20 protein-coding genes are annotated in these 22,937 nt (G+C 69.7%); 9 read left to right on the forward strand and 11 right to left on the reverse strand.

The window, feature by feature from the left end:
* Window positions 1-5: 5 nt before the first annotated feature.
* A complete protein-coding gene (locus tag ACWD6P_RS20825; RefSeq protein WP_451445603.1) occupies window positions 6-356 on the reverse strand; it encodes a DoxX family protein in 351 nt (116 codons plus the stop codon).
* Window positions 357-548: 192 nt separating this feature from the next.
* On the opposite strand from ACWD6P_RS20825, the gene ACWD6P_RS20830 reads away from it, so the two are divergent.
* The gene (locus ACWD6P_RS20830; RefSeq protein ID WP_451445604.1) at window positions 549-1,016 is read left to right on the forward strand and encodes a DUF1877 family protein; all 468 of its coding nucleotides are present in this window, start codon (window positions 549-551) and stop codon (window positions 1,014-1,016) included.
* 160 nt (window positions 1,017-1,176) lie between these two features.
* Here the strand turns inward: ACWD6P_RS20830 and ACWD6P_RS20835 are convergent, their stop codons facing one another.
* The 4 genes from ACWD6P_RS20835 to ACWD6P_RS20850 all read right to left on the reverse strand — a co-directional run bounded on the left by ACWD6P_RS20835 (window position 1,177) and on the right by ACWD6P_RS20850 (window position 6,841).
* A complete protein-coding gene (locus ACWD6P_RS20835; RefSeq protein ID WP_451445605.1) occupies window positions 1,177-3,450 on the reverse strand; it encodes a M48 family metalloprotease in 2,274 nt (757 codons plus the stop codon).
* Window positions 3,447-3,983 (reverse strand): hypothetical protein, encoded by a 537-nt coding sequence (locus ACWD6P_RS20840; RefSeq protein ID WP_451445606.1) that lies wholly within the window; start codon window positions 3,981-3,983, stop codon window positions 3,447-3,449. The genes ACWD6P_RS20835 and ACWD6P_RS20840 overlap by 4 nt, the downstream gene beginning before the upstream one ends.
* A 129-nt stretch (window positions 3,984-4,112) precedes the next feature.
* Window positions 4,113-5,261: an agmatine deiminase family protein gene (locus tag ACWD6P_RS20845; protein ID WP_451445607.1), complete on the reverse strand. Its 1,149-nt coding sequence runs from the start codon at window positions 5,259-5,261 to the stop codon at window positions 4,113-4,115.
* 11 nt (window positions 5,262-5,272) lie between these two features.
* Window positions 5,273-6,841 (reverse strand): APC family permease, encoded by a 1,569-nt coding sequence (locus ACWD6P_RS20850; protein WP_451445608.1) that lies wholly within the window; start codon window positions 6,839-6,841, stop codon window positions 5,273-5,275.
* A 137-nt stretch (window positions 6,842-6,978) separates the two neighbouring features.
* Between ACWD6P_RS20850 and ACWD6P_RS20855 the strand changes: the two genes are divergently transcribed.
* The 5 genes from ACWD6P_RS20855 to ACWD6P_RS20875 all read left to right on the forward strand — a co-directional run bounded on the left by ACWD6P_RS20855 (window position 6,979) and on the right by ACWD6P_RS20875 (window position 11,155).
* Window positions 6,979-7,623 (forward strand): TetR/AcrR family transcriptional regulator, encoded by a 645-nt coding sequence (locus tag ACWD6P_RS20855; RefSeq protein WP_451445609.1) that lies wholly within the window; start codon window positions 6,979-6,981, stop codon window positions 7,621-7,623.
* Between the two features lie 109 nt (window positions 7,624-7,732).
* Complete coding sequence (locus ACWD6P_RS20860) at window positions 7,733-8,587, forward strand: YwqG family protein (protein WP_451445610.1); 855 nt, start codon at window positions 7,733-7,735, stop codon at window positions 8,585-8,587.
* 268 nt (window positions 8,588-8,855) lie between these two features.
* Window positions 8,856-9,317: a GNAT family N-acetyltransferase gene (locus tag ACWD6P_RS20865; protein WP_451445611.1), complete on the forward strand. Its 462-nt coding sequence runs from the start codon at window positions 8,856-8,858 to the stop codon at window positions 9,315-9,317.
* Window positions 9,318-9,402: 85 nt separating this feature from the next.
* A complete protein-coding gene (locus ACWD6P_RS20870) occupies window positions 9,403-10,443 on the forward strand; it encodes a D-alanine--D-alanine ligase family protein (RefSeq protein ID WP_451445612.1) in 1,041 nt (346 codons plus the stop codon).
* A 277-nt stretch (window positions 10,444-10,720) separates the two neighbouring features.
* Entirely contained in the window at window positions 10,721-11,155 is a 435-nt protein-coding gene (locus tag ACWD6P_RS20875; RefSeq protein ID WP_451445613.1) for a PaaI family thioesterase, read from the forward strand.
* Window positions 11,156-11,206: 51 nt separating this feature from the next.
* Here ACWD6P_RS20875 and ACWD6P_RS20880 read toward each other — a convergent pair whose 3' ends face one another.
* The gene (locus ACWD6P_RS20880; protein WP_451445614.1) at window positions 11,207-12,043 is read right to left on the reverse strand and encodes an SDR family oxidoreductase; all 837 of its coding nucleotides are present in this window, start codon (window positions 12,041-12,043) and stop codon (window positions 11,207-11,209) included.
* Window positions 12,044-12,754: 711 nt separating this feature from the next.
* Between ACWD6P_RS20880 and ACWD6P_RS20885 the strand changes: the two genes are divergently transcribed.
* Window positions 12,755-14,212 carry a glycosyltransferase family 39 protein gene (locus tag ACWD6P_RS20885; protein WP_451445615.1) on the forward strand — a complete coding sequence of 486 codons (1,458 nt, stop codon included), beginning with the start codon at window positions 12,755-12,757 and terminating at the stop codon, window positions 14,210-14,212.
* Window positions 14,213-14,588: 376 nt separating this feature from the next.
* On the opposite strand, the gene ACWD6P_RS20890 is transcribed toward ACWD6P_RS20885, so the two are convergent.
* On the reverse strand, window positions 14,589-14,903 hold the full coding sequence (locus ACWD6P_RS20890) for a hypothetical protein (RefSeq protein ID WP_451445616.1): 315 nt from the start codon (window positions 14,901-14,903) through the stop codon (window positions 14,589-14,591).
* Window positions 14,904-15,261: 358 nt separating this feature from the next.
* Here ACWD6P_RS20890 and ACWD6P_RS20895 point away from each other — a divergent pair, with 358 nt between their 5' ends.
* The gene (locus ACWD6P_RS20895; RefSeq protein WP_451445617.1) at window positions 15,262-16,848 is read left to right on the forward strand and encodes an amino acid adenylation domain-containing protein; all 1,587 of its coding nucleotides are present in this window, start codon (window positions 15,262-15,264) and stop codon (window positions 16,846-16,848) included.
* Window positions 16,849-17,037: 189 nt separating this feature from the next.
* A complete protein-coding gene (locus tag ACWD6P_RS20900) occupies window positions 17,038-17,511 on the forward strand; it encodes an ATP-binding protein (protein WP_451445618.1) in 474 nt (157 codons plus the stop codon).
* Between the two features lie 329 nt (window positions 17,512-17,840).
* On the opposite strand, the gene ACWD6P_RS20905 is transcribed toward ACWD6P_RS20900, so the two are convergent.
* The 4 genes from ACWD6P_RS20905 to ACWD6P_RS20920 form a co-directional block, all read right to left on the reverse strand.
* Complete coding sequence (locus tag ACWD6P_RS20905) at window positions 17,841-18,704, reverse strand: tetratricopeptide repeat protein (RefSeq protein WP_451445619.1); 864 nt, start codon at window positions 18,702-18,704, stop codon at window positions 17,841-17,843.
* On the reverse strand, window positions 18,701-20,161 hold the full coding sequence (locus tag ACWD6P_RS20910) for an MFS transporter (protein WP_451445620.1): 1,461 nt from the start codon (window positions 20,159-20,161) through the stop codon (window positions 18,701-18,703). Before ACWD6P_RS20910 ends, ACWD6P_RS20905 begins: the two co-directional genes overlap by 4 nt.
* A 7-nt stretch (window positions 20,162-20,168) precedes the next feature.
* A complete protein-coding gene (locus ACWD6P_RS20915; RefSeq protein ID WP_451445621.1) occupies window positions 20,169-20,663 on the reverse strand; it encodes a hypothetical protein in 495 nt (164 codons plus the stop codon).
* A 348-nt stretch (window positions 20,664-21,011) separates the two neighbouring features.
* Window positions 21,012-22,640: a sigma-70 family RNA polymerase sigma factor gene (locus ACWD6P_RS20920; protein WP_451445622.1), complete on the reverse strand. Its 1,629-nt coding sequence runs from the start codon at window positions 22,638-22,640 to the stop codon at window positions 21,012-21,014.
* Window positions 22,641-22,937 lie beyond the last annotated feature (297 nt).

Below are 22,937 nucleotides of genomic sequence, written 5' to 3' on the forward strand. Positions count from 1 at the left end.
TTTCCTCAGCCGTGGTAGGCCAGGCTCACGGCCAAGGCAGCCACCGGCAGGCAGAAGAACACCGCCCAGGGGCCCAACTGGTAGTCACGGACTCGCAGATGGGCCCAGAGCGCACCCAGGAAGTACAGCACGAGACCGGCGGCGGCGAGCGTGCCCAGCACCGGCGCAGCGAACCCGGCCAGCAGCCCCAGCGCGCCCGCCGCCAACAGCGCGCCCAGCGGGCGCATCCAGGAGCGAGGCACGCGCAATTTGTCTGCCTGGCTCTTGGGGTACTCGTGACCGATGAAATTGGCGATCGCGGCCAAGCCGTTGACGGCCGAGGTGAGCAAAGTGACCACGAGGTAGACGGCGAACACGAAAGTCTCCTTCTGCGCGAGAACGACGGGCGGTTGTCCGCCTCTAGGACGGGGGAGCCCCCGAGAAACGTGACATGCCGTTCGCCGCTGGCCGGAACCTGTGTGTCAGAACCATGTGGAACACTCGCGTCGTTGTCCGAGCAAAGGATCGAACAAGCCGGAAACTCAGGAAACTCAGGGGGATTGCTTTTCATGGGCGTGAGCATCGGATTCATCGGCGCGACAACGCAGGAGCTGGACAGGGCAGAGCGAGAACCGAGTTGGGCCGATGAATACGTCTACGCGCTCTACGACAGCGACGCCCTCTCAAGGGGGGATCGTCCGCACGGCGGCCCGGACAAAGCGTGGGCCGGCGTTCAGTTCCTGCTCGAAGAGGCGGATGCGGGGCTCGATTTCCTTATGGACGGGTTCCAGATCCTGGAGGACGGCACCCTGTTCGGCTGGACCGCGGAGCAGATCCAGAGCGTGGCATGCGAGCTCCGGGCGACCCCGTGGGAGCGGCTCGCGGCCCACTACGACCCGGAACGGATGACGAAGGAACGGGGAGGATACCCACCCGGCGAGCTGGACTGGCTCGAACGCTCCTATGAGGAAACCGTCGCGTTCTTCGCCGAGGCAGCCGCGGGCGGATACGGGGCGTTCATGAGCTTCAGCTTCTAGGCGCTCCCGATGGGGCAGACCGGCGTACGACTGGATGCGCAGGGCCGTGCCGGACCGATGCCCTTGGCCGACCGATGCTCTTGGCCGACCGATGCTCCTGACCGGCCACCTCTGCCCCCTGACTCCCCTCCCGCCGCCCTCAACGTCAAGGGACACGGGCTCAGTGCCGCCCGCGATCGCGCAGCGCGACCCAGGCCGGTACGAGAAGCAAGGCCAGCGCGGCGGTCCAGGCGGCGATGTTCAGGTCCGGGCTCAGCGCCGGCGCCAGATCGGGCGCCACACGGCAGGCCTTGTTATCGGTGCCCCACAGCACACAGGCGAAGTGGGCGCGTGCGGTGAAGGCGGCGGCCGGCAGCAGCAGTCCCGCGCCGAGGGCGCCGAGAACCCCGTGCAGGGCGCGCAGTTCGCCGGGCGCGTGTCGCCATGCGACGACGAAGCCGACGGCGAGCTGCAGCAACACCGCGCACGCCACCGCGTAGAAGGTGAAGACCGCACCGATCCACACGATCGGCCCGGGGAGGACCACGGCGCAGAACAGATGCCACAGCCACAGGCCCAGCCCGGCGGCGGCGCCGAACACCACGCCCTGTGCCAAGGCCCGCAAGGGCCGCAGCCGCGGCGGAGCGACGATTGCCGCCGAGTTCTCCGCCGAAACGGGCTGCAGCAGAAACCGTTCCGGTCCTGCGCCGGGCGTTCCGGCGCGGGCGCGCCCGTCGAGCCGTTCGCCGAGCCGTCCGCCGAGACGGGCGGCCAGCGGGAGCCCGGCGGTGAACGCCACCAGAGCGATGACCCACCACGGCGGCGCCATCACGACGGCCGTGGAGAACACGAACCCAAGGTGGTCCAGCGGCGTCGGCAGCAGATTCAGCGGCCGTGGCAGCGGCAACAGACCGAAGCCGGGCGTACGGGCGGCGTAGGCCTGCCCCAGCCAGACGCTCAGCAGCGCGACGCCGACCGCGCACCCCGCGACGACCAGCAGCAGCGGGCGCCGGCCGGCCAGCACAACGGGCGCCCACGCACGGGCCGTCGCGGCGTTCCACCGCACGAATCCATAGCCGACGACCCCGAGGATCAGCCACCACGACAGGTGGACCGGCAGCGAGTTGGCGATGCCGAGGGCCAGCGCGGTGTGGTGCGAACTGTCCCCGAAAGTACCCACGATGAGTCCGGCCGCCATGGCGAGCCCGGTGCGATGCGCGCCGGCCCAGCGACCGTGGTTCAGCCGTGCGGCCAGCGTCACGCGCCAGATGCCCATCGCCACGCCACCGCCCAGCAAGACGGCGGGCACGACGGCGGACAGCGGGCTGCTGGGGTCGGCGAGATGGGTCGCATCCTCGGTCCACTGCGCCTCCTGCTGGTAGACGAGCGAGCAGGTCAGAGCCAGGGCGAACGCCTCCCGGGGGCCGAAGTCGAACAGCAGCCGGGTGTCGCTCAGTGCCGCCAGCCGCTTTCCGGCCGTGGGATGCGAGCGCAGGTAGGCAGGCCGGCGGCGGCCGCCGCCCTGCTCATGGCCGTGCTGGGCGGCGAGGACGCGTCGTAGCGAGTGGGCCCCGCGGGTCCACACGGCGACCCGGGCGTCCGCGTACAGCTCGCGGCTGCGCAGTACCGCGGTGCTGGTGAGGACGACGGTGGCCGCGAGTGCGCACTGGGCGAGGACGAACAGCAGCTGGTAGAGCAGCCCTCCGGGCATCAACACCGCCGCGACCAGCAACGCCACCGGTGCGGTGACGGCCAGGGGAGCCGCGAGTGCGGCGACGAACAGCCGGGAGCAGATGAGCGTGAGGAAGGCGACGTCGACATCCCGGTTGCGCAGGTGCGCCAGTTCGTGCAGGACGATGGCGCGGAAGGCCTCAGGATCCCGCCGATGCAGTTGCAGCAGTCCCGCACTGAGCATCACATAACGCCGACCGACCCGGCCGAAGGCGAGCCCGGTGGGGCGCAGATCACGCCAGGCGACGACGAAGCGCACCCGGCACCGCAGCTCGGCGAGCGCCACCAGCTCCTCCAGCGTGCCGCGGATGTCCGCGAATCCGTCGGCCGGTAAGGGACGCAGACGGCGCCGGCGGAGCCGGTAGCCCGGCAGCAGCCAGTACACGATGCCGACGACCAGCCACAGTGCTCCCAGGGCGGCCAGTTCGACGGCGGTCCTGTTGCCGAAGTCCGGGAACAGGCATCTGCGGCTGATCTCGCCGGGATCGGCGGCCATGTCCTCGAAGTTCTCGGCCGCGCATTCGAGGGCGTGGGAGATGCTGTCCACATCGCCGCCGAGCCCGAAGTAGGCCGCCGTGCTGAACGCCCCGCCGATGGCCACCGCCATGGCTGTCGACGTGCTGAGGATCAGCAGCGCGAACCGCAGCGAGGTCCCCGACGGCATGCGGAACGGATGCGGCATGCCCACCGGAGCGCCGGTCGGGGGAGCCGGCGCGGCGTTCATGGGGTGTTCTCTTCCCGGTCCGGTTCCGGCAGCGCCTGTACCCCGCCGACGATGGCGTCCGCCAGCAGTCCCGCCTGCGCGGGCGGCAACCCCAGGGCGGCGGCCCGGTCGTAGGCGATCCGCCGCAGCCGCGCCAGCTCCTCGGCCCGGGAGGTCTGCGGAGCGTTCGGCTCCACGGCGCGTACGGCGCCGGGCGCGGCGAACGGATTGTCCGCACCGCCGTCCCCGCCACCGTCCCGTCGCGTCCGCCGCCGTCGCCACCAGCCCCGCCGGCGCTCCTGGCGCATGACGTCGGTGACGATGTTCCCCGCAACGGCCGCCGCGACCGGCAGCGCGAACTGTGTCAGCGTGCCGATGACGACGGCATCGATGCCGATCCCCAGGGGTTCCTGCCGGGCCTTCCGTTCCACCCGCCCCAGACCGTCGAAGTAGGCCTCGGCCGTCTCCTCGAAGAGCGCCAGCTCCTCCGGAGCCAACCGCCGCACGGCCTCCCGAGCCAACTCCCGGCCCCGCTGCGCCTCACCGTCCCGCACCCCGCCCACTGGCAGCCCCCGTCCCCTGTTCGCCAGTCTTCCCGTGGAGTATCGGCCCCCAACTCACCCCACAGTCAAGCTATTTGGCGCCTATGTCGTACGGGAACCCTCCCGTCCCGTACGCGCGGGTCAGGTCGTCCTGGGGATCTGCTGGGTGATGCAGTGGACGCCGCCACCGCCCCAGGCGAGCGTGGTGGCGGGAACGCCGACGACCTGCTTCGTCGGGAAGAGGGACTGGATGATGCCCAGCGCCGCGGTATCGGACGCCGGGAGATCGGCCGTCGGCACCACGACACCGGTGGCGGTGGGGTAGTAGTTGGTGTAGCTGAAGGTGATCACCTCGTCCGTGCCCACCGTGAACTTGGGCAGTTGATCCATCTCCGTCAGCTGGAAGCCGCGGCCCCGGGCATCCGTGCTGGCCTGCAGCACGCTCTTGTTCTCGCTCAGGCGCGCGTGGTTGGGGTCACCGGTGTCGGACGGCAGATTGATCAGCAGGCGGGCCGGTCCGGCGTAGGCGGCGACCAGATCGACGTGCCCGTTGGTCACGGTGTCCCCGTACATCCCGTACGGCAGCCAGATCATCTTGCTCGCCTGATAGGCGTCCAGCAGCACGGCCTCGATCTGGGCCTTGGTCATGTCGGGGTTGCGGTTGGGGTGGAGCAGACACTCCTCGGTGCCGATGATCGTGCCCTGGCCGTCCTGGAGGAGCGCGCCGCCCTCGAAGACCATGCCGACGGGCAGCCGGGGCACCCGCAGGTGGTCGCAGACGCCTGTCGGGAGATCGTCGTCCTTGTCGTGCGGAAACTTCTCTCCCCAGCCGTTGAACCGGAAGTCGAGGCCGAGGAGCCGCCGCCCGCTGGGGTCGACGCCGAAGACCGGCCCGTTGTCGCGCGGCCAGCAGTCGTTGATCGGGTACTCGATGACATCGACGGTCGGACCGACCTGCTGCCGTACGAAATCCCCCATCCCGGTGTTGGCCACCATGGTGACCGGCTCGAACTGCGCGATGGCCCGGGCCACTTCGGCGACCTCGCTCTGGACGGCCGGGAGCCTCTGCCCCCAGTTGTTGCCGGCGTCCCAGGGGAAGGCCATGATGCAGCCCGCGTGCGGTGCCCACTCACCGGGCACGGTGTAGGCGGTGCCGTCGTAGGTGGCGGCGTTCGCGCGCCCGGTGCTGACCTCGGCGAAGGCGGCCGTGGTGGCGGCAACCGCAGAGGCCGCCATGAAGCCCCGTCGGCTGAGCCCAAGGTTCCGGGTCGGTCGGGGTGCGTTGCTCATGCTTGCTCTCCTCACGTGACGTTCTGGGACTCGGGCTCGGCCGCGCTCTCGGCGTGCTCACGGCCTGTTCGGGGGGCGCCTTCCGTGCCGTTCTGCAGCTCGGTGGCGGGGATCTTGTCCTGGGGCCGACGGATCATCAGGTAGGCGGCCCCGGCGCCCAGGACCGCGGCGACGCCGAGCGGTGCGGCCCAGATCTGGTACCAGGGCGCTCCCGGTGGGGCGAGCACCGCACGCGGCCAGGCGACGTTGACGACCTCGAAGCCGGTCCAGGCCACGGCGATGACATTGAGGACCGTGCCCTTGCGGCCCTGCTGGATGTGGCCGCCGGGCACCCACCTCCCGCGGCGCCGCGCGATCAGGGCGGCCGCGGTGACCAGGAAGAACGGTACGAAGGTGGCGGCGGTGCCGAAGGCGATCAGCGAACCGATCGCGGTGGCGTTCAGCCCGAGCAGCAGCGCCGCGCCGGAGACGAGCGTCGAGGCGATCAGACCGCCGATGGGCGCCTGGCGCTTGTTGACCCTGCGGACCTGCCGGGAGAACGGGAACACGTCGTCGCGGGCGAGCGAGTACAGCCCGCGGGCGGCACCGCCCTGGGACGCCATGGCACAAGCGAGAAAACTGATCAGGACGACCAGCACGAACGGCTTGTCGGACCAGGAGCCGAACGAGGTCACCACGGCGGTGGTCACCGGGTCGGTGTCCGCGCCGGCGACCGCGGCAGCCGTGTTCGGGTACGCGACGGCGACGGCCACCGCGTTGAGTATGACCACGGCGCCGACGGACAACAGCGCCCACCACATGGCCCGGGGCACCCGGCGGCCGGCGTCCCTGGTCTCCTCGGCCGTCGACACACAGGCGTCGAAGCCGATGAACGCCCACCCCGCCACGGCCAGCACGGTCAGGAACGCCACCGGCACGGACCCGCCGGACAGCGCCTCCGCCCCGAAGGTGTCCGTGAACAGCGAGAAGGAGTGCTTACGGAAGAACAGCAGCAGGGACACCCCGACGAGCACCGAGGCGATCGCCTCGCCCGCGATCCCCGCCGATACGAACCACTTCAGCATGGTGATGCCGTACGCGTTGATCAGCGCGCAGAGCAGCACGATCGCCAGCGAGACGGCGACCATCGCGCTGGGTGACGGCGTCACCCCGATGAGCGCGAACACCCAGGGCGCCGCCAGATAGGCGACGGTGGTGTTCCCGAACATCACCGCGAACTGCCACACCCAGCCGCTCAGCCACCCGAACCGGGGCCCGATCAGCCGGCGGCCCCACTGGTAGGGCCCACCGGCCAGCGGCCACTGGGAGGTCAGCTCGGAGTAGACGTTGACCACCAGGCACTGCCCGGCCAGGACGAGGGGGAGCGCCCAGACCCACGCGGGCCCGGCGATCATCGTGCCGATCATGGAGACCGCGTACAGCGCGACCACCGGAGAGACCACGGCGAAGCCCATGGAGATGTTTCCCAGGATGTTCAGGCCGCGGCGGAGTTCTTGTCTGTACCCCAGCGACTCAAGACGGGCGGCGTCGCTGTCACCGCTGCCGGTGGGGGAGAGGGGCGGGGGCAGTGGCATGGGCATGGCGGTACCTCGGCTCGCTCATCGACTAAAACTAACTTTGTTAGTCGGCGAACGTAGGGTCGCCCGGCCGCTCTGTGAAGCCCCTGCGGCTGAGTAACCTTGAGAAACCAGGAATCCGAAGGGAAGCGGGAGATGCCGTGGGGCGCCCACATCAGGCATTGCTGAGCAGAACGGCCATAGCGCGCGCGGCGCTTGAGCTGATCGACGACCGCGGCTACGAAGCGCTCACCATGCGGGCCCTGGCCGACCGGCTGGGCGTCCGCGGCGCCTCGCTGTACAACCACATCGGATCGAAGGACGACATCCTGGACGCCGTCAGCGATCTGCTCGACGCCGAAATCGATCACACCCCGCTGCACGACACCCCCTGGCCCGAGGGCATCGCCGCCTACGCCCGCGGCTACCGGCGGGTCTTCCAGCGCCACCCCAACGCCATCGCCCTGGTCGCCCGCCGCGCCGTGCACACCGAGGGCGCCCTCCGCGAGTACGACGCCCTGCTCGCCACCCTGATCCGCGCGGGCTGCAGCCCCGCACTCGCCGCCGAGACCGCCGCGGCGCTCGACTTCCTGGTGATGGGCTCGGCCCTGGAGACCTACGCCGCCGGCTTCACCCGCCCACCGTCCGACTACCGCCCCCACTACCCCGCACTGGCCGACTCCCTCGAAGCCGCCGCAGACGTCGACCCGTCCCCCACGGCACTCGACGACCGCGGCTTTGAACTGGGCCTGCGCATGCTGCTGGGAGGCCTCGCCGCACAACTCGACACGACCCGCGACGCCTGATCAGGGGCACCGCCGCGGCACGCTCGGGAGCTGACGGACGGGGCGGTCGGAGGCTGGTTGGGGTGCGCGCGGCGGTCCGTTGTCAGTGGTCCGGTGCATCATCGATTCCATGACACAGAGCACCGTCGAAGTCCTGCACACGCTTGCCCGAGAGCACCTGCCCGGCGAGATCGCCGAGCGGTGGATCGGCCTGCTGCGGCCGGGCCTGCGCCTGGAGAAGTCCGCGGACACCGGTACGGATCCAGTCGTCGGCCGCCTAGGCGGCCTGCCGGAGCTGCCCGGGAGTGAGGAGTGGCCCGTCTGGGAGGGGCACGGCCCGCTCTCCTTCATAGCCGCAGTCGACTGCGCCGCGCTTCCCTCCGCCACCCTCGACATCGCCCTGCCGACAGACGGCACGCTGGCCTTCTTCTACTTCGACGGTCAACTGGACGACGGCTGTGCGGTGGTCGCGCCCGACGAACCCGACTCCTGGGCGGGAGCACGCGTGCTGTACGTACCGGCGGACGTCCCCGTCGCCGAACGGGCCGCCCCGGAAGGCGTGCGGCCGTACCCCGAAGTGCCGCTGACCGCACGCGTGGAGACGACGGCACCGTACCTCTGGCACCCGCTGGTGTACCGGGAGTTCGCGCCGATGCCCGACGACCACCCGTTGTGGAACGAGGACTTCCAGGAAGCCCTGTGGGACCACTCCGAAGGCACCGAACACCGCATCGGCGGCCACGCGCACCCGGTCCAGGACGAGGTGGAGTCCGAGGTCGCCCGCGGCGCCCTGGGCAGCCCGCCGTGGGATGACCCGCGCATCAAGGAGGAAGCCCTCCGCTGGGTGCTGCTCGCGCAGTTCGACACGGATGACGACGCCGACATGATGTGGGGCGACTGCGGCGCCCTCTACTGGCTCATACGCCCCGAAGACCTGGCCGAACGCCGCTTCGACCGCGCGATGTTCACCTGGCAGTGCAGCTGACGGGAATCCTTCCGGCCCGGCCAACTGGCACGGCAGGTACTGCGTCGACTGGCGCGGCAGGCACTGCGTCGACTGGCGCCGTAGGTACTGCTTCGACTGGCGGTCGGGCGACGTCGTGTGCCCTGGGGCCATGACGACGCCGCCCGGCCGCCCGGAGGCACGGAGGGGAGGCACGGAGGCGCGGTGATGCACTTGATGCACTTGATGTACTTGGTTTACCCAAGTGGGTGCTTGGAAAATCCAATCACGACCGCTAGGCTGCCTGACCATGATCACGAGCAGGGAAGACGGTTACGAGCTCTCCACGGACCCGGACCGTCTCGACGTCGCCCTGGTGCACCACTGGCTCTCGACTGACGCGTTCTGGGCACTGGGTCGCAGCCGGGAGACCGTCGAACAGTCGATACGCGGCTCCGCCAACTTCGCGATCTACGACACCGCGGGTTCCCAGGTCGCCTACGCCCGTGTCGTCACCGACTGGGCGACCTTCGCCTGGCTGTGCGACGTCTACGTCGCTCCTGCGCACCGCGGCAAAGGCCTCGGCACCTGGATGGCCGGCGCCGTGTGCGACCACCTCGCGCCCTACAAGCTCAAGCGCGTCCTGCTCTCCACTCTCGATGCCCACGAGGTCTACTCGAAGGTCGGCTTCGCACCCTTCCCGAACCCTGAAAACTTGATGATCTTGAACTCGTCGTCATATCCGGTACCACCAGTACCGCAACAGAGCTGACTGACCGCTACCCATACGGCGCCCGAGCGGACCGGCTGACTCTGGCGCAGTGCGAGACCGGCCGGAGACAGGCGACAGAATCGCTATGCGTGTTGTGATCTTGTGCGGTGGCGAGAGCCCGGAGCGCGACGTCTCCCTGGCGTCGGGCTGGTCGGTAGCCCGGGCGCTGCTGGAGCGGGGACATGAGGCGGTGCTGGTCGACCCGGCGGCTGAGGCGCCGGTCTTGGCCGGCCCGCTGCGACCCGGCGATGCGGTCGACGAGTTCGCAGTGGGAAAGGAGCCGCCGACCCTCGCAGACCGGCATCAGCTGCGGCGGCGCATGCACGCCGCGCTGACCGGCGGTCCGGTCCTGGAGTTGCTGCGCGGCGCGGAGTTGGTGTTCCTGGCACTTCACGGAGGCTGGGGCGAGGACGGACATGTCCAGGCGTTGCTGGAGATGGCCGACGTACGGTTCACGGGTGCGGGCAGCGCGGTCTGTGCGGCGGGCTGGCACAAGGGGCGGGCGCAGGCGGTGCTGGGCGCGGCAGGTGTGCCGGTGGCCGAGCGGGTGCTGTGGCGGCGGCCTGGGACGGGCGAGGCGCCGCAGGACGTACAGCGGCTGGTGGCGGCCGGGCCGGTGGTGGCCAAGCCGGTTGCGGACGGTTCGAGCGTGTCGGTGCACCGGGTCGACTCACTGTCGCAGCTGGCACAGGTTGCGTCCGAGGTGCGCTCCGGTGATGGTGAACTGCTGGTGGAGCCGTTCCTTCCGGGGCGGGAGTTCACCGTGGCCGTGGTCGGCGACCAGGTGCTCCCGGTGGTCGAGATCGAGCTGACGACGCCACTGTTCGACTACACGGCCAAGTACCAGCCCGGGGCGGTCAGCGAAGTGTGCCCGGCCCGGATCCCGGCCGACTTCGCTTCCCGGCTACAGCAGTTGGCCCTGCGCGCGCACCAGGCCCTGGGGTTCGGCAGCGACGCGTACTCACGTACCGACTTCCGCTGCGACACCAGCGGCGAACCTATGTGCCTCGAAGTCAACGCGCTCCCGGGCCTGACGGCGACAAGCCTGCTGCCGCTGGCAGCGAGCGGCACCGGCTGGACATACCCCGACCTGATCCAGCGCATCGTGGACCTCGCGATGCACTGAGCGCGCAAATGCAGCGCCCAGCCCACGCTGCCTGCTCCCTCCGGCGGGCCGCTGTTGTGCATGAGCTGGTGACTCGGCGGATGTGGCTGCGGATATGGATGCGGATACGGATGCGGCTGTGGCTGCGGATACGGATGTGGCTGAGGAGGACGAACGCTGTGCTGCCGACGCCCTCCCGCTCAAGTGCGATCGTTTTCCAGCGAAATGATCACTCCGGCCGACTGGCGGTGACACACTCGGCCGAACTGGACCTGCTGCGGAAGCCTCGGAAAGGCAGATGGCTGTGCCCGAATCCACAACGAACGCTCCCCGCCCCGCCGACCTCTTGGCCGCCATGCCGTTGGCGGTTCACCTGGGCGTCACTCTCCAGGAGGCGGCACCCGAACGCGTCCTGGGCAGTCTGACCTGGTCACCCGAACTGTGCACCGTCGGCGACACTCTGCACGGCGGAGCGCTGATGGCCCTGGCCGACTCGGTCGGCGCGGTGTGCGCCTACCTCAACCTGCCGCCTGGCGCGGGCACTTCGACGGTGGAGTCCAAGACCAACTTCCTACGGGCGGTCCGCGAGGGAACCGTGCACGCCTCGGCCCGCCCGCTGCACACCGGCGGCACCCTCGTAGTGGTGCAGACCGACCTACGGGACGACAAGGACCGACTCGTGGGCCAGACCACCCAGACCCAGATCGTGCTGAGCCCGAAGGACCGCCCCTGAACGGCAACGGCTCCTCAGTCCGAGGCCACTCACACTCGCGGCGGGGCCGGGTCAGCGGAATGCGGCGATGTTCTCGGAAGCCCACTGCTGGAAGGGCCTGGCGGGGGAGCCAGTGACCTGCGCGACCGTGTCGTGCACCCTGAGCAGTTCGTCGTTGACGTCCCCGCCCATCAGGTCGAGCACCGCGTCTGCGACCTGGCTCCCCATGAAGGAGGCCATCTCACGGTGCGCCTCCTCCCGATTGCTCTCCTCGACGGACACCTCTTGGCCGAGAGCCGTCCCGATGGCTTCGACCTGCTGGCGGGGGGTGACGCGGGCGGGCCCGGTCAGTGCGTACGTCCGATTCCGGTGGCCCGGCTCGGTCAGCGCCGCTCGGGCCACGGCCGCGATGTCGGCGGGGTGGATGGTGGGAAGCCCGATGTCCGGATAGGGCAGCCGGACTGATCGGCGCTCCTGGATCGAGGTCGCCCACCACAGTGCGTTCGAGGCGAACTGTGTCGGGCGCAGGATCGTCCAGCTCATACCGCTGTCCTTGAGCAGCCGTTCGACGGCCAGGTTCGCGGCCGCGGGGCCCAGGTGCGGATGGGTCTGCACTGTTATGGACGACACCAAGACCACATGCTCCACGCCCGCCTGCCGGGCGGCCGCGAGCACATCGGCCTCTGCGCCCATGCCCGCCAGGAGGAACAGCGAGCGCACCCCCTCCAGTCCGGGCGTCATCGAGGACGGCTGAGCGAGGTCGCCCTCAACGGCCTCGATCCCATCGGGGAAGGAGGCTCGGGCAGGATGACGGGTCAGTCCTCGCACGGGCGCGGCGCCCGGTGCGTTGTGGAGCTGCCGCAGCAGGGCGCTTCCGATGTTTCCGGTTGCACCAGTCACAAGGATCATCGCTGTCTTCTCCTGTCATCGGTTGGCAAGTACGCGCCTGCCGTACGCTAGGACCTCAACCAAGCTTGAGATCAACCTTGAACGCCTCTTTGGGGGCACACCCGGCGGCAGTCCTGCCCCGTACGCACCTCAGCGCCCTCGAAACTCGGGTCCCGGATCATTTCTGCGATTGATGACAGTGGGCCACGGGGCCACGGGGTCACGCGGTCACGGGGTCACGGGGCCGCGGCCGCCAGTCGGTTGTCGTATTCGCGGCGGGCCTTGCCGGGGCGGCCGGGGCTGCGCACTTTCGGGCAGGCAGCAGCAAGAAGCCTCTGCCCCTTCTGCCCTTCTACCCTTCTGTCCTTTTGCGGAATGCGGTCTTCTATTTATCGTCGACACCCGGGAAAGCGCTGCGCAGGAGCGGGAAGACGCCGAACTCGCTGGTGGTTGTTGCCCGAAATTCCAGCGATATCGGCCGCAAGTCACCACCGGATCCTGAGGGTGCTTTCCGGCCACAACCCCGGGAAGTGGCATTCCTCTCTATGATCAACCGTTGTCAGGGAGTTCAGAAGCAGCACAGACTATGCCCCTGCCACCCTCCCGGTCAGTGTGGACTTCGCGCCTTTCCGGCGCTCTGCGCTACACAACAGCGGGTCCGGTAGCTCTCCTTTATGTCCGTAGAGCGCTGACTTCGGTCCGCACCGCTTCCTCGAGGGCCTGCACAACTCCATGAATGCCCATATAGCCGTCTGCCGGCGCCGTACGCCCGTGTGGCTGATCCCGATGCTATGGACCCTCGCCCTCGGCCTGTGGGGGTTGTCCCGGCAGCACAGTGTGTGGCGGGACGAGGCCGCGACCTGGCAGGTGGCGAAACGGTCCGCCGCGGAAATATGGCACATGTCGGGTCAGGTCGATGTCGTGCACGGGCTCTATTACCTGCTGATGCACGGACTCTTCGAGTTCTTCGGGCCCAGTACCACGACTCTGCGGCTGCCTTCTGTACTGGCCATGGCGGTGGCCGCGGCCTGTGTGGCGGTCATCGGCCGGCGACTGGCCGGAGCCTGGGCGGGTTTGGGCGGAGGGCTGGCGTTCGGGCTGCTGCCGGCCGTGCAGTTCTATCTCCAAGAGGGACGCCCCTACGCACTGATAGCGGCCGGAGCCGCGATCTCGACCCTGATGCTGGTGACCGTGCTCGACGGGCGTGGCGGGGCGCTCTGCTGGGTGGCGTACGGCGGGACGGTCCTGGTGTGCGGACTGCTGAACTGGCTCTCGCTGCTGATTCTGCCTGCGCACTTGGCGACTTTGGTCTGGACGCGGTCCACACGCGGCCTGTGGGCACGCTGGGCGGCGACCTCGGCAGCCGCCATGACAGGTGTACTGCCGTTGATCCTCTTCAGCCGAAGCCAGTCCGACCAGGTGTCCTGGATACCGCCGCTGACCTGGCACATGATGATCGGTCCGGCAATCCTGCTGACGATCGGCGGCCTCGGAGCCCTACTGGACCGGCCGCAGGTGGGCCGACTCTCGGCAGCGGCCGTTGGGCTCCCACTACTGGCGGTGCCGCAACTCGCCCTGATCGGGGTCTCCTTGATGCAGCCCCTGTTCTTGGACCGGTACATCTTGTTCAGCATGTTGGGGCTGGCCTTGCTGATCGGGGCGGGACTGGCTGCGGCCATACGGTCGGCCACACCGCGGTGGCCGAGAGCATCGACGTGGATCCTCCCCGTGGTGGTTGCCGTAGCGATGGTGGCCCTGCTGCCGCAATCGTTGGCCAAGCGCTCCCCGGCGAGCCGGGTGGACGACGTCTTGGCGGTAGCCGCCGACGTGAGGCGCCTCAAGGAAACCGGGTCCGCGGTGCTCTTCATACCGGCGGCGCGCCGCGACACCGAGTTGGTCTCCCCTGACGCCTTCACCGGTCTGAGAGACATCGCGCTCATGGAAGGCCCAGAGCAGTCAGGAACGTTGAAGGGGGTGGAGGCCAGTCCGGCCCGGATCCGGGCTGCGATGCTGGCCCAGCGGCGAATTCTGCTGGTCACGGACGCAACGGAGGTGGCGACGCCGGTCTCGGCGGAGCGCGACAGGGCGAAGCTCGCCGTGCTGAAGGAGCACTTCACGGTGGTGGAAGACAAGCAGGTACGCGGTCGCAGGGTCACGGTGTACGAGCGGCTTGGAGCAGGTCAGCGATAGTCGGTGACCCAGCTGCCCGGCGGCGCCACAGCAGGGTTCCTGTACACCCCGGAAGACGATGCCCTGGGACGCTCAGGGGTCGGGGGACGCTCAGAGGTCGGGCCGACACGCAAGATTCATCTGGCCTCCGACGGCAGCCCCGCCCCCTTGCTTGTTCGCTCCGCGCGCTCCGTACATCGGCGCCGGTGAGCTTCCGAGCGACACCGGGCCGGGCCTCCTCGGACAAGCAGCCCAGGCGCCGTGCTCCAGGAGTCGCCGCCAGGCGGGGACCGTGCCCCGCGGTCCGCTCGGGTTTCTGGCGGCGGGGTGAGGCGGAGGGGGCTGGGTGAGATGACGTGGTCTCCTCCGCCTGGCCCGAGTCTGTGTTTCGGGTGTGTTATCCGCAGAGGAGGACGATGAGGCCGCTGCAGTCGTCGCCGTCGTCGTGGCCCCCCTTGCCCTGGTCCCAGCCGCTGGAGTGGCCCTTGCCCTGTTCCCAGCCCTCGCTCTGACCGTTGTCGTGGCCCCCGCTCCGGCCCTTGTCGTGGTCACCGGCCGAGCTTGAGTGGCCCTTCTTGGTCTTTGTGTCGGGGTCAGGGGCGGCGGATGCGGCGGTCGCCGACCCTGCTGCCAGTGCGATCCCGAGGGCGGCGCTGACGGCGAGTATTCGCGCAGTGGATTTCTTGCGGCGATTCATCTGTGCAGTGTTCATGCGATCACAGTGCATGCCCTTGCCGTCGGATTCGCTCTGGGCGCGGCTGATTGGGTGAAGGTCGCGGAATCCAGTGACCAGGGCTTATGAGGGCCTGCCTGATTGCTTTTTACGCCTGCAGGGTTGGCTGGTTGTGGCGTTCGGGTGTTTGTGTGGTGGTGGTTGGTGGGGTGGGTCGCCTGTCTGCAGTTCGTCGGCGGGCGGTGGTTGGTTGTGGTGGGCAGAGTGGGCGTATGTGTGATTCGAGAGGCTTGCTGTGGTCCCGTTCTGTGGCATGTGGGCCGGTACCTGATCGCCGCGGCTGTGCCGTGCCGGTGCGCTGTTGTGCTGATGCGTCGGTGGGGTTGGGGTGAGTGGCATGGGAGTCCGGGGTCTGGGGGCTGGGTTGTGGCATTACGCGGATGGTTCTCCTGACCGCATTGCGTTGACTGTTGGCCGGTGTGAGTTCAGCTACGGGGAGGTTGTGGGTACTGCTCGGCGGTGGGCGGCTGTGATGGTTGACGCAGTTGGGCGTAGGCCGCGGCGGGTTGGTGTGCTGGCTTCGCGTAGTCGGGCGGCGTATGTGGGGGTGGTTGCGGCGCTGTTTGCTGGTGCAGCGTTCGTGCCGTTGAACCGCAATCTGCCGTTGGGGCGGAGTAGGGCCATGCTGGAGCGGGCCGGGCTCGACGCGTTGATTGTGGATGAGGGGTCGCTACCGCATTTGCCGCAGTTGCTTGAGGGACTGGGGCGGCGGCCGGTTGTGCTGCTGCCGGACACCTTGCGGGCCGACGCCCCTGACCTCGGCGACGCCCCGGGTGTTGGTGATGGTGGTTCGGTTTTTGATGCGGTTGATTTGGCGGCTGCTGCGCCGTTGGCGCGGCCGGTGCAGGCCAGCCCGGATGATGTGGCCTATCTGTTGTTCACGTCGGGAAGTACGGGGGAGCCCAAGGGAGTTCCTGTTACGCACGCTAATGTTCGGTGGTTTCTCGATGTGAATCAGGACCGCTACCGGATTACTCCCGACGACCGGCTTACCCAGATCGGTGAGCAGACTTTCGACCTCTCGGTCTTTGATCTTTTTATGGCGTGGGAGAACGGGGCGCGGGTCTGTGTCCTGGACCCCGCTGAGCTGCTGGAGCCGTTCGACTATCTGGAGCGCAACCAGATCACCGTCTGGTTCTCGGTGCCGTCGGTGGCCGCGGCTCTGCGCCGGCAGGGGGTGCTGGCGCCCGGGTCAATGTCCACGTTGCGGTGGAGTCTGTTTTGCGGCGAGGCATTGCCCCGGGTGACCGCCGAGGCATGGCAGGCGGCCGCACCGGGATCGGTGGTGGAGAACCTGTACGGTCCGACCGAGCTGACGATCGCGTGCACGGTCTACCGCTGGGATCCGCGTACCAGCGGGGCACAGTGCGTGCACGACAACGTTCCCATCGGTCTGCCCTATACGGGCTTGCACACCCTGATCGTGGACGAGGACCTGGCCCCGGTTGCCAAGGACGCCACGGGCGAACTGTGCGTGGCCGGTCCGCAGACCACGCCGGGCTATTGGCAGGCGCCTGAGCTGACCGCCGAGCGCTTCTTCGAGCGCGACGGCAAGAGGTACTACCGCACGGGCGATCTGGTGCGGATGCACGACGGTCAGCTGGTCTGCCTCGGCCGTAACGATCAGCAGGTCAAGATCGATGGCTACCGGATCGAGCTGGGGGAGATCGAAGCGGTGCTGCGGCGGTCGGGTGCGGCGGAGGCGGTGTGCCTGACCTGGCCGGATGCGGCGACGATCACCGCGGTGGTGTCCGGTGCGGCAGACCCTGCTGCTATCGCCGGTGCGTCCGCGGACAGTCTGCCGCCCTACATGTGGCCTGCCTCGGTGCACGTGGTGGAGACGATGCCGCTGAACGTGAACGGGAAGGTGGACCGTGCTGCGTTGCGCCGCTGGTTGGCGGAGGGGGCGGTGGCCCGTACCTGATGGCCTGGTGGACGGGCGCGAAAAGGCCTGGTGGGGCGGCTGTCCGGGCAGCGGCCAGCCGGCTGGAAAGATCTTGGAAAGTGCGGGCGAAAAGGTGTTGGCCTTCGCCGGGGCCGCGGATCTCACAGGTGTCGGACACGAAATCGGGTCCTCCCAACCGGTCGAACCCCTTCTCGAAAGATCGCGGCCATGCTCCTCATCGACCACACGGACGAAACGCGCACCACTTCGGCATCGGCAGCCCACGCCCCGCATGACATGCACGACGCGCACCAGGCCGTGCTGACCCTCCCCTCGCAGGAAGCATCCGTTCCGGCCTCCCGCCACTTCGCGCAAGAATTCCTCAGCTGCTGGGGGATCGACGAGGACGAGCGTGACTCCGCCGCCCTCATCGTCGACGAGCTCGCTTCCAACGCCGTCCAGCACGGACACGCTCTGATGACCCTGCTGCTTGACCTGCACGCGGACGAACTGCTGATCACGCTCACGGACTCGGGCGCCACCGTTCAGCGCACGCACGGACATGCCGACCTCGCCTCCGACGAGCACGGCCGCGGCACGGGGATCGTCGAATTCCTGGCGCAGTGGACCGAGGTCCACGACAACGACGAGGGCCGCGAGGTCCGCGTGGGCATGCGCGTCACGGCCGGTGCATCGCACTGAGACCTGTAGCGTCCCGGCCGCCGGCGATGCCGGTGGCCGGGACGGTGTTGTGTGCGGGGGGAGCAGTGGCGAGGTGTGCCCCTTGGCGCGGCCGCTCGTCTGCGGAGTACCCGCCCGTCCGCGGAGTACCGGCCCGTCCGCGGTGTACCCGCCCGTCTCCTCGGCGCGCGGTCTGTGCCGCTGGTGTACAGCCTGTTCCTGTCGGAGCGCACTCGGTCCGCTGGTGAGTCCGTGTCCTGGTGAGTCCGTGTCTCGGGTATCTGCCCCCGATTCCTGACCGTACGGCGGCGTCGCCGCTCCACCAGCGTTCCTACGGTCCACCAGCGCTCCTACGGCGTCCCGTGCCTGGCTTCCAGGGCGGCCAGGCCCTGCCGGCTGGCCGCCAGCGTCGGGTGGTTTGCGGTGACGGTCGGCTCCAGTAGGGCGATGGCGCGTCGGTAGAGCTGGGCGGCCTCGTCGGTGGCGCCGCGGGTCTGGCGGAGGACTGCGAGGTTGTGCACGGTGGGTGAGAGTTCGGGGTGTGTCGGGCCGAGTGAGGTCTCTTTGATTGCCAGGGCCCGTCTCAAGCCCTTCTCGGCGGCTTCCAGGTGGCCTCGGTGGAAGGCGATGGCGGCGAGATTGTGCAGGGTGACCGCGGTCTCGTGGTTCTCGGGTCCCAGGGCCTGTGCGAAGACCGCCAGTGCGTGGTGCAGCAGGGCCTCGGCTTCGGCGGGCCTGCCCAGGCCCTCCACGATGGCGGCGAGTGCCGCGCGGTCGGCGGCCACGTCCGGGTGATCGGGGCCGTGCACCTTCTGCCGGATCTCCACGGCGCGCCGGGCGGGCGCTTCGGCCGCGGTGAGATCACCGCGGGCGTGGGCGAGTCCGCCCAGGTTGTGGTGGAGGGTGGCCGCGTCGGGATGTTCGGGCCCCAGGACGGATTCGACCAGGGCCAGCGCTCTTCGGTAGAGCTGCTCCGCCTCGGTGAAGCCGCCTGTGTACTTGAGGGTGACACCCAGTTCGTTGAGCGGTCCTGCGAGGGCCAGGTCGTAGGGCCCCAGCGTGTTGTCGGCCCAGGTGATCGCGGCGCGCAGCACGCGCTCGGCCGCACCGTACTGGCCGCGCCTGCGGTGGTGGGCTCCGCGTTCGGTGGCTCGGTAGATGCGCTGCCGTGCGTCGTCGGCTGCGGTCGGCCTTGCTGTTTCTGTGTCGCTCATGAGGGGCTCCGGGCGGGCAGCGACCCGGCAGACGCGTCGGCGGCAGGGGCAGGGGCAGGGGCAGGGGCCGCGGCGGACACGTCAGGGTCGGGGGTGGGGCACGGGTGCGGGTCTGTCAGGCCGTTGGCTGCCGGGGGCAGCCCGTGCTCCAGGCGGCGGGCGGCCAGCGCTGCTGCCCCGGTGAGGGCGGCCGCGACGAGGAACCAGCTGCCGCCCAGGGCGGTCAGGGCGAATCCGCCCATGGCCGGACCGGCCATGAAGCCGGTGGTGTAGGCGAGTGTGACCGAGCCGTTGTACCGGCCGCGTACAGCCGTGGGGGCGAGGTCGTTGGTGAGGGCGGGCACCGTGGCCGTCAGCAGGGTCTCGCCGATTCCGAAGACCACCGCGACGGTGACCGCCATGCATGCGGCGAGCGGACCGGCGAGGAGACCGTGGAACGCGGCCAGGACCCAGCCGACCGCCCACAGCCCGCACAGCAGCATCAGCGCGCGGGTGCGCCGGCGCCCGGTCAGCAGCCGGACGGTGACCAGCTGCGCCAGTACCACGGTGACCGTGTTGGCGATGAACATCACGGCCACGATGCGTACGCCCGGGCCTGTCGGCCGGGCGACGTAGGCCGGGAGCACCTCGTTGAACTGGCCGTACCCCATGGTGATCAGCAGCGCGACCAGCAGCCACAGCCGGCGCAGACATGGGTCGCGAAACACCTCTGCGTAGCCGGAGCGAGTGCTGCTTGGGCTGGAGCGAGTGCTGCTCGGGCCGGGGCGTGCATCGCGGGACCCGGTGGGCGTATCAGCGGCAGCATCTGGGGCTACACCGGAGGCAACGTCGGGGGCAACGTCGGGGGCTTGGTGCGCTGCGGTGTCCGTCAGGGCCGGGTGGGTGGTCGGGCGGGCCAGCAGCAGCAACGGGATCGCCAGCAGGAAGCTGGCCGCATCGAACAGGTAGAGCGTGGTGAAGCTGCTGGGGCGGGCCGTGTCGGCCATGAGGGCGGCCAGCAGCCCGCCGATGCCCAGGCCGACGTTGAGGGTGGCATGGCGCAGGGCGAAGGCGCCGGACCGGGCGGCGGGCCGGACCAGATGCGCCAGCAGGGCGTCCTGGGCCGGCCACGCCACCGCGACCCCGAATCCCGATACCGCTGCCGCGGCGAACGCCTGCCACAGGGCAGTGACCCCGGACAGACCGAGCGCGCCGGCCGCGGCGATCACCAGCCCGGTGATCAGCGCAGCCCGCGGCCCGGCGCGGTCGGCCAGCCAGCCCCCCAGCGGGTTGCCGGCCAGACCGGCCACGGCCACCGTCGCGGCGACCAGACCCACCGGACCCAGCGCGAAACCCAGCACGGTGTGCAGGTAGACGACGAGGAACGGCAAAGTCAGACCGGTGCCGACCGCCGAGAACGCGTCCGCGGCCAGGACCGTCCAAGCGCTGCGCGGCAGGGCAGGGATCAAGGAGCGCATGCGGATGTCACACCTCCCGTCGTCCCGTCGCTCCACGCGCCTGGCTTGCCCCGGACGCGGACGCGGACACGGCCTCGTGGCGCTGCGCCGTCTGGTCGGCTGCGTGCACCGCGGCCATGGTTGTCGCTTGGTTGTGGTTGCGGTTGTGGTTGTGGTTGTGGATCTTGCGCCGTACGGCCAGCACGGTCTCGTTGTGGTTCCTGGTCAGGGCCCAGTGGTTCCTGGTGACGGCCCACCGCGCGCGCAGCACCGTCTCGTTGTGGTTGGCAGCGGAGAGTCCCGGCCATGCGTGTACGACGGTCTCGTTGTGGTTGGAGGCGGCGATCCCCGGCTGTGCGTGCACAACGGTCTCGTTGTGGTTGGACGCGGAGAGCCCTGGCTGTGCGCCGAGGACCGTCTCGTTGCGGTTGTTGCCGGCGAGCCCCGGCCACGCGTGCACAGTGGTCTCGTTGTGGTTGTAGCTGAGCCCTGGCCGGGCACTCAGTGCGATCTTGATCTGCATGGGAATCTCCGTGAGGTGAAGGAAGGGGTTTACGGGTCACGCTTCGTTGCTGTGTCCCGACCTCAGATTCCGAGACCGCCACTGCGCCGGAAAGCGACGGAAATTCGGGGCTTGACTCAGCCCGGAATGCGCTCACGGGTGGGGTGCGGCGTACTTGGCCCACCACACCGCCGAGCCCGCCAACAGACACGCAGATACGTGTGGGCGCGCAGGCGGGCAGGCACGCAAGGCCCCGCCCGCTGCGGTTCGCTACGAACCGCAGCGGGCGGGGGCCGTCAGTCCCGCGCACGCGCCAGAATCGGCCGCGCCCGCCCCCCACTCTGCCCGCCGCTGATCACAGCACGGCACTCAGCAGGGGTCGCACTGCTTGGGAGGAACGACGGAGGGACCGAACGGGGGATGCTTCTCCGGCCCCGTATCCGGCGGCGGTGGCGGTGGTGGCGGCGGATGCGGTGGGTCTACGGGTGGGGGTGGCGGGTCGCCACCAGGGTCGTTGGGCGGGCCGTCGGGATCTTTCGGCGGCGGGTTGCCGGGGTCATTGCCCGGCGGGTTCCCCGGCTCGTCCCGTTCTCCGCCTGGCTGCTCACCGGGTTCGTCCCGGCCTCCGCCGGGCGGGTTGCCGGGCTCGTTCCGGTCTCCGCCCGTCTGGCCACCAGGCTCGTCCCGATCACCGCCTGGCTGGCCACCGGGCTCGTTCCGGTCCCCGCCCGTCTGGCCACCGGGCTCGTCCTTCTCCCCACCGCCGGCGCCGCCACCCTCCTTGGGGCCGCCGGGTGCGTCCTTCTTGTCCGAGGGCGACGAACCGTCCGACGGCTTGTCCGCCGGGTTGCCCGTCGAGCCGCGGCGCTGGTGCTGGTCCGGCGCGGTCGGCGGCACCTTTTCGCCCGGCCCGTAGGTCTCACCGGGCTCCAGGGTTCTGCCGTTGACGACGTCGCCCGGCCCCAGCACGGTCCCCGGGGGCACGGTGCCGCCGGGCTCGATGCGCGTGACCTGCTGGCCGGGACGGTTCTCCGGCCCCGGCCCGTCCGCCGGCCCCCCGCCTGCCCACAGGAAGGGGCCCGCGACGAGGATCCCCACGCCCGCGGCACCGGCCGCGGCCATCTTGGCCGGAGTGGGCGAGATCCGGCGCGCCCACCGGTCGTGGGGGAGGGGGAAGCCGCCTGCGTCGAAGCGGCCCGCGCGCTCCTTCACCTCGCGTCGTCTGCGTGCGCCCTGAGGGCCGGTGACCACCTCGAGCACCTGGTCGCGCAGCGACGGCGAGAGCACCGGGAAGGGCAGCAGGGTCAGCAGCGAGGCGGCACTGACATCGCGGTGCTTGCGCTCGGCGCAGACCTCGCAGGCACCGATGTGCCGGTTGATGCGTTTGCGCATCAAGATGGTCATCGTGCCGTCCCAGCTTTCGAGCATCTGGGACAGCTCTGAGCAGTCGCGCCGCCCGTTGCGGGCGACGATCACCGCGGACAGGGCGCTCTCCAGCTGCTGGCGGGCGCGCGACAGCAGCGCGTGGGCGTGGTTGACCGAAAGGCCCAGAGCGTCGGCCAACTCCGTGCCCTGAAGGTCCTGGCGCATGGCCAGCTCCAGCACCTCACGGTCACGCGTGTTCAGCCCGTCGAACGCGTCCTTGACCAGGTGCTGCAGCTCTTCGGTACGTAGATGGGCATCGAGGTCGACGCTCTCGTCACGCACCTCGCCGGCCTCCTCGATCGCGGCGCTGCGCCGTTGACCGCGCAGCTGATGCAGGCATTCGTTTCGGGCGATGGCATACAGCCAAGGACGCAACCGCTCGGGGTTGCGCAGCTGACCGATCCGCTCATGGGCGAGCACGAACGTGTCCTGCAGTGCGTCAGCCGCCGCGTCGGGATTGTGCAGCACCGAACAGCAGTAGCCGTACAGGCGGTGCGCGTAGGTGTCGTATGCCTCTGCAAGTCCCCGGGGATCGGATGCCTGCATGGCAGCGACCATCCCGCGGTCGTTCATGTTCATGACGATAGTCCCCATACCACAGGTGTGCACATCCGCAACCGGACACGCACTACGGGCGGCGGCGGGTTTGCCGCCCCCACCACGAAATGCGCCTTCCGACCGCACGCCAAGCAGCGCAAACACGTGTCTTGACAGCGGCGGACAGCCGACGTACGCAGCGCGCGCACCGGCCCGCTGCAGCCGGGAGACCGTGCGGGCAGGCCACTCCGGCGCGCCTGTGCGGCAACGGGGAGGTGCCCTGGCCGACGCGCAGGCCGCCCCGCCCACGCCCTTCCCCTGCGGCAACCGGAA

Source organism: Streptomyces sp. NPDC002446 (assembly GCF_053595675.1).

Excerpts from the sequence above, each read along its gene's own strand:
- ACWD6P_RS20830 (WP_451445604.1), top strand. The coding sequence starts at position 549 with ATGGGCGTGAGCATCGGATTCATCGGCGCGACAACGCAGGAGCTGGAC.
- ACWD6P_RS20835 (WP_451445605.1), bottom strand. The coding sequence starts at position 3,450 with ATGAACGCCGCGCCGGCTCCCCCGACCGGCGCTCCGGTGGGCATGCCG.
- ACWD6P_RS20845 (WP_451445607.1), bottom strand. The coding sequence starts at position 5,261 with ATGAGCAACGCACCCCGACCGACCCGGAACCTTGGGCTCAGCCGACGG.
- ACWD6P_RS20850 (WP_451445608.1), bottom strand. The coding sequence starts at position 6,841 with ATGCCCATGCCACTGCCCCCGCCCCTCTCCCCCACCGGCAGCGGTGAC.
- ACWD6P_RS20860 (WP_451445610.1), top strand. The coding sequence starts at position 7,733 with ATGACACAGAGCACCGTCGAAGTCCTGCACACGCTTGCCCGAGAGCAC.
- ACWD6P_RS20865 (WP_451445611.1), top strand. The coding sequence starts at position 8,856 with ATGATCACGAGCAGGGAAGACGGTTACGAGCTCTCCACGGACCCGGAC.
- ACWD6P_RS20870 (WP_451445612.1), top strand. The coding sequence starts at position 9,403 with ATGCGTGTTGTGATCTTGTGCGGTGGCGAGAGCCCGGAGCGCGACGTC.
- ACWD6P_RS20875 (WP_451445613.1), top strand. The coding sequence starts at position 10,721 with ATGGCTGTGCCCGAATCCACAACGAACGCTCCCCGCCCCGCCGACCTC.
- ACWD6P_RS20880 (WP_451445614.1), bottom strand. The coding sequence starts at position 12,043 with ATGATCCTTGTGACTGGTGCAACCGGAAACATCGGAAGCGCCCTGCTG.
- ACWD6P_RS20885 (WP_451445615.1), top strand. The coding sequence starts at position 12,755 with ATGAATGCCCATATAGCCGTCTGCCGGCGCCGTACGCCCGTGTGGCTG.
- ACWD6P_RS20890 (WP_451445616.1), bottom strand. The coding sequence starts at position 14,903 with ATGAACACTGCACAGATGAATCGCCGCAAGAAATCCACTGCGCGAATA.
- ACWD6P_RS20895 (WP_451445617.1), top strand. The coding sequence starts at position 15,262 with ATGGGAGTCCGGGGTCTGGGGGCTGGGTTGTGGCATTACGCGGATGGT.
- ACWD6P_RS20900 (WP_451445618.1), top strand. The coding sequence starts at position 17,038 with ATGCTCCTCATCGACCACACGGACGAAACGCGCACCACTTCGGCATCG.
- ACWD6P_RS20905 (WP_451445619.1), bottom strand. The coding sequence starts at position 18,704 with ATGAGCGACACAGAAACAGCAAGGCCGACCGCAGCCGACGACGCACGG.
- ACWD6P_RS20910 (WP_451445620.1), bottom strand. The coding sequence starts at position 20,161 with ATGCGCTCCTTGATCCCTGCCCTGCCGCGCAGCGCTTGGACGGTCCTG.
- ACWD6P_RS20915 (WP_451445621.1), bottom strand. The coding sequence starts at position 20,663 with ATGCAGATCAAGATCGCACTGAGTGCCCGGCCAGGGCTCAGCTACAAC.
- ACWD6P_RS20920 (WP_451445622.1), bottom strand. The coding sequence starts at position 22,640 with ATGAACGACCGCGGGATGGTCGCTGCCATGCAGGCATCCGATCCCCGG.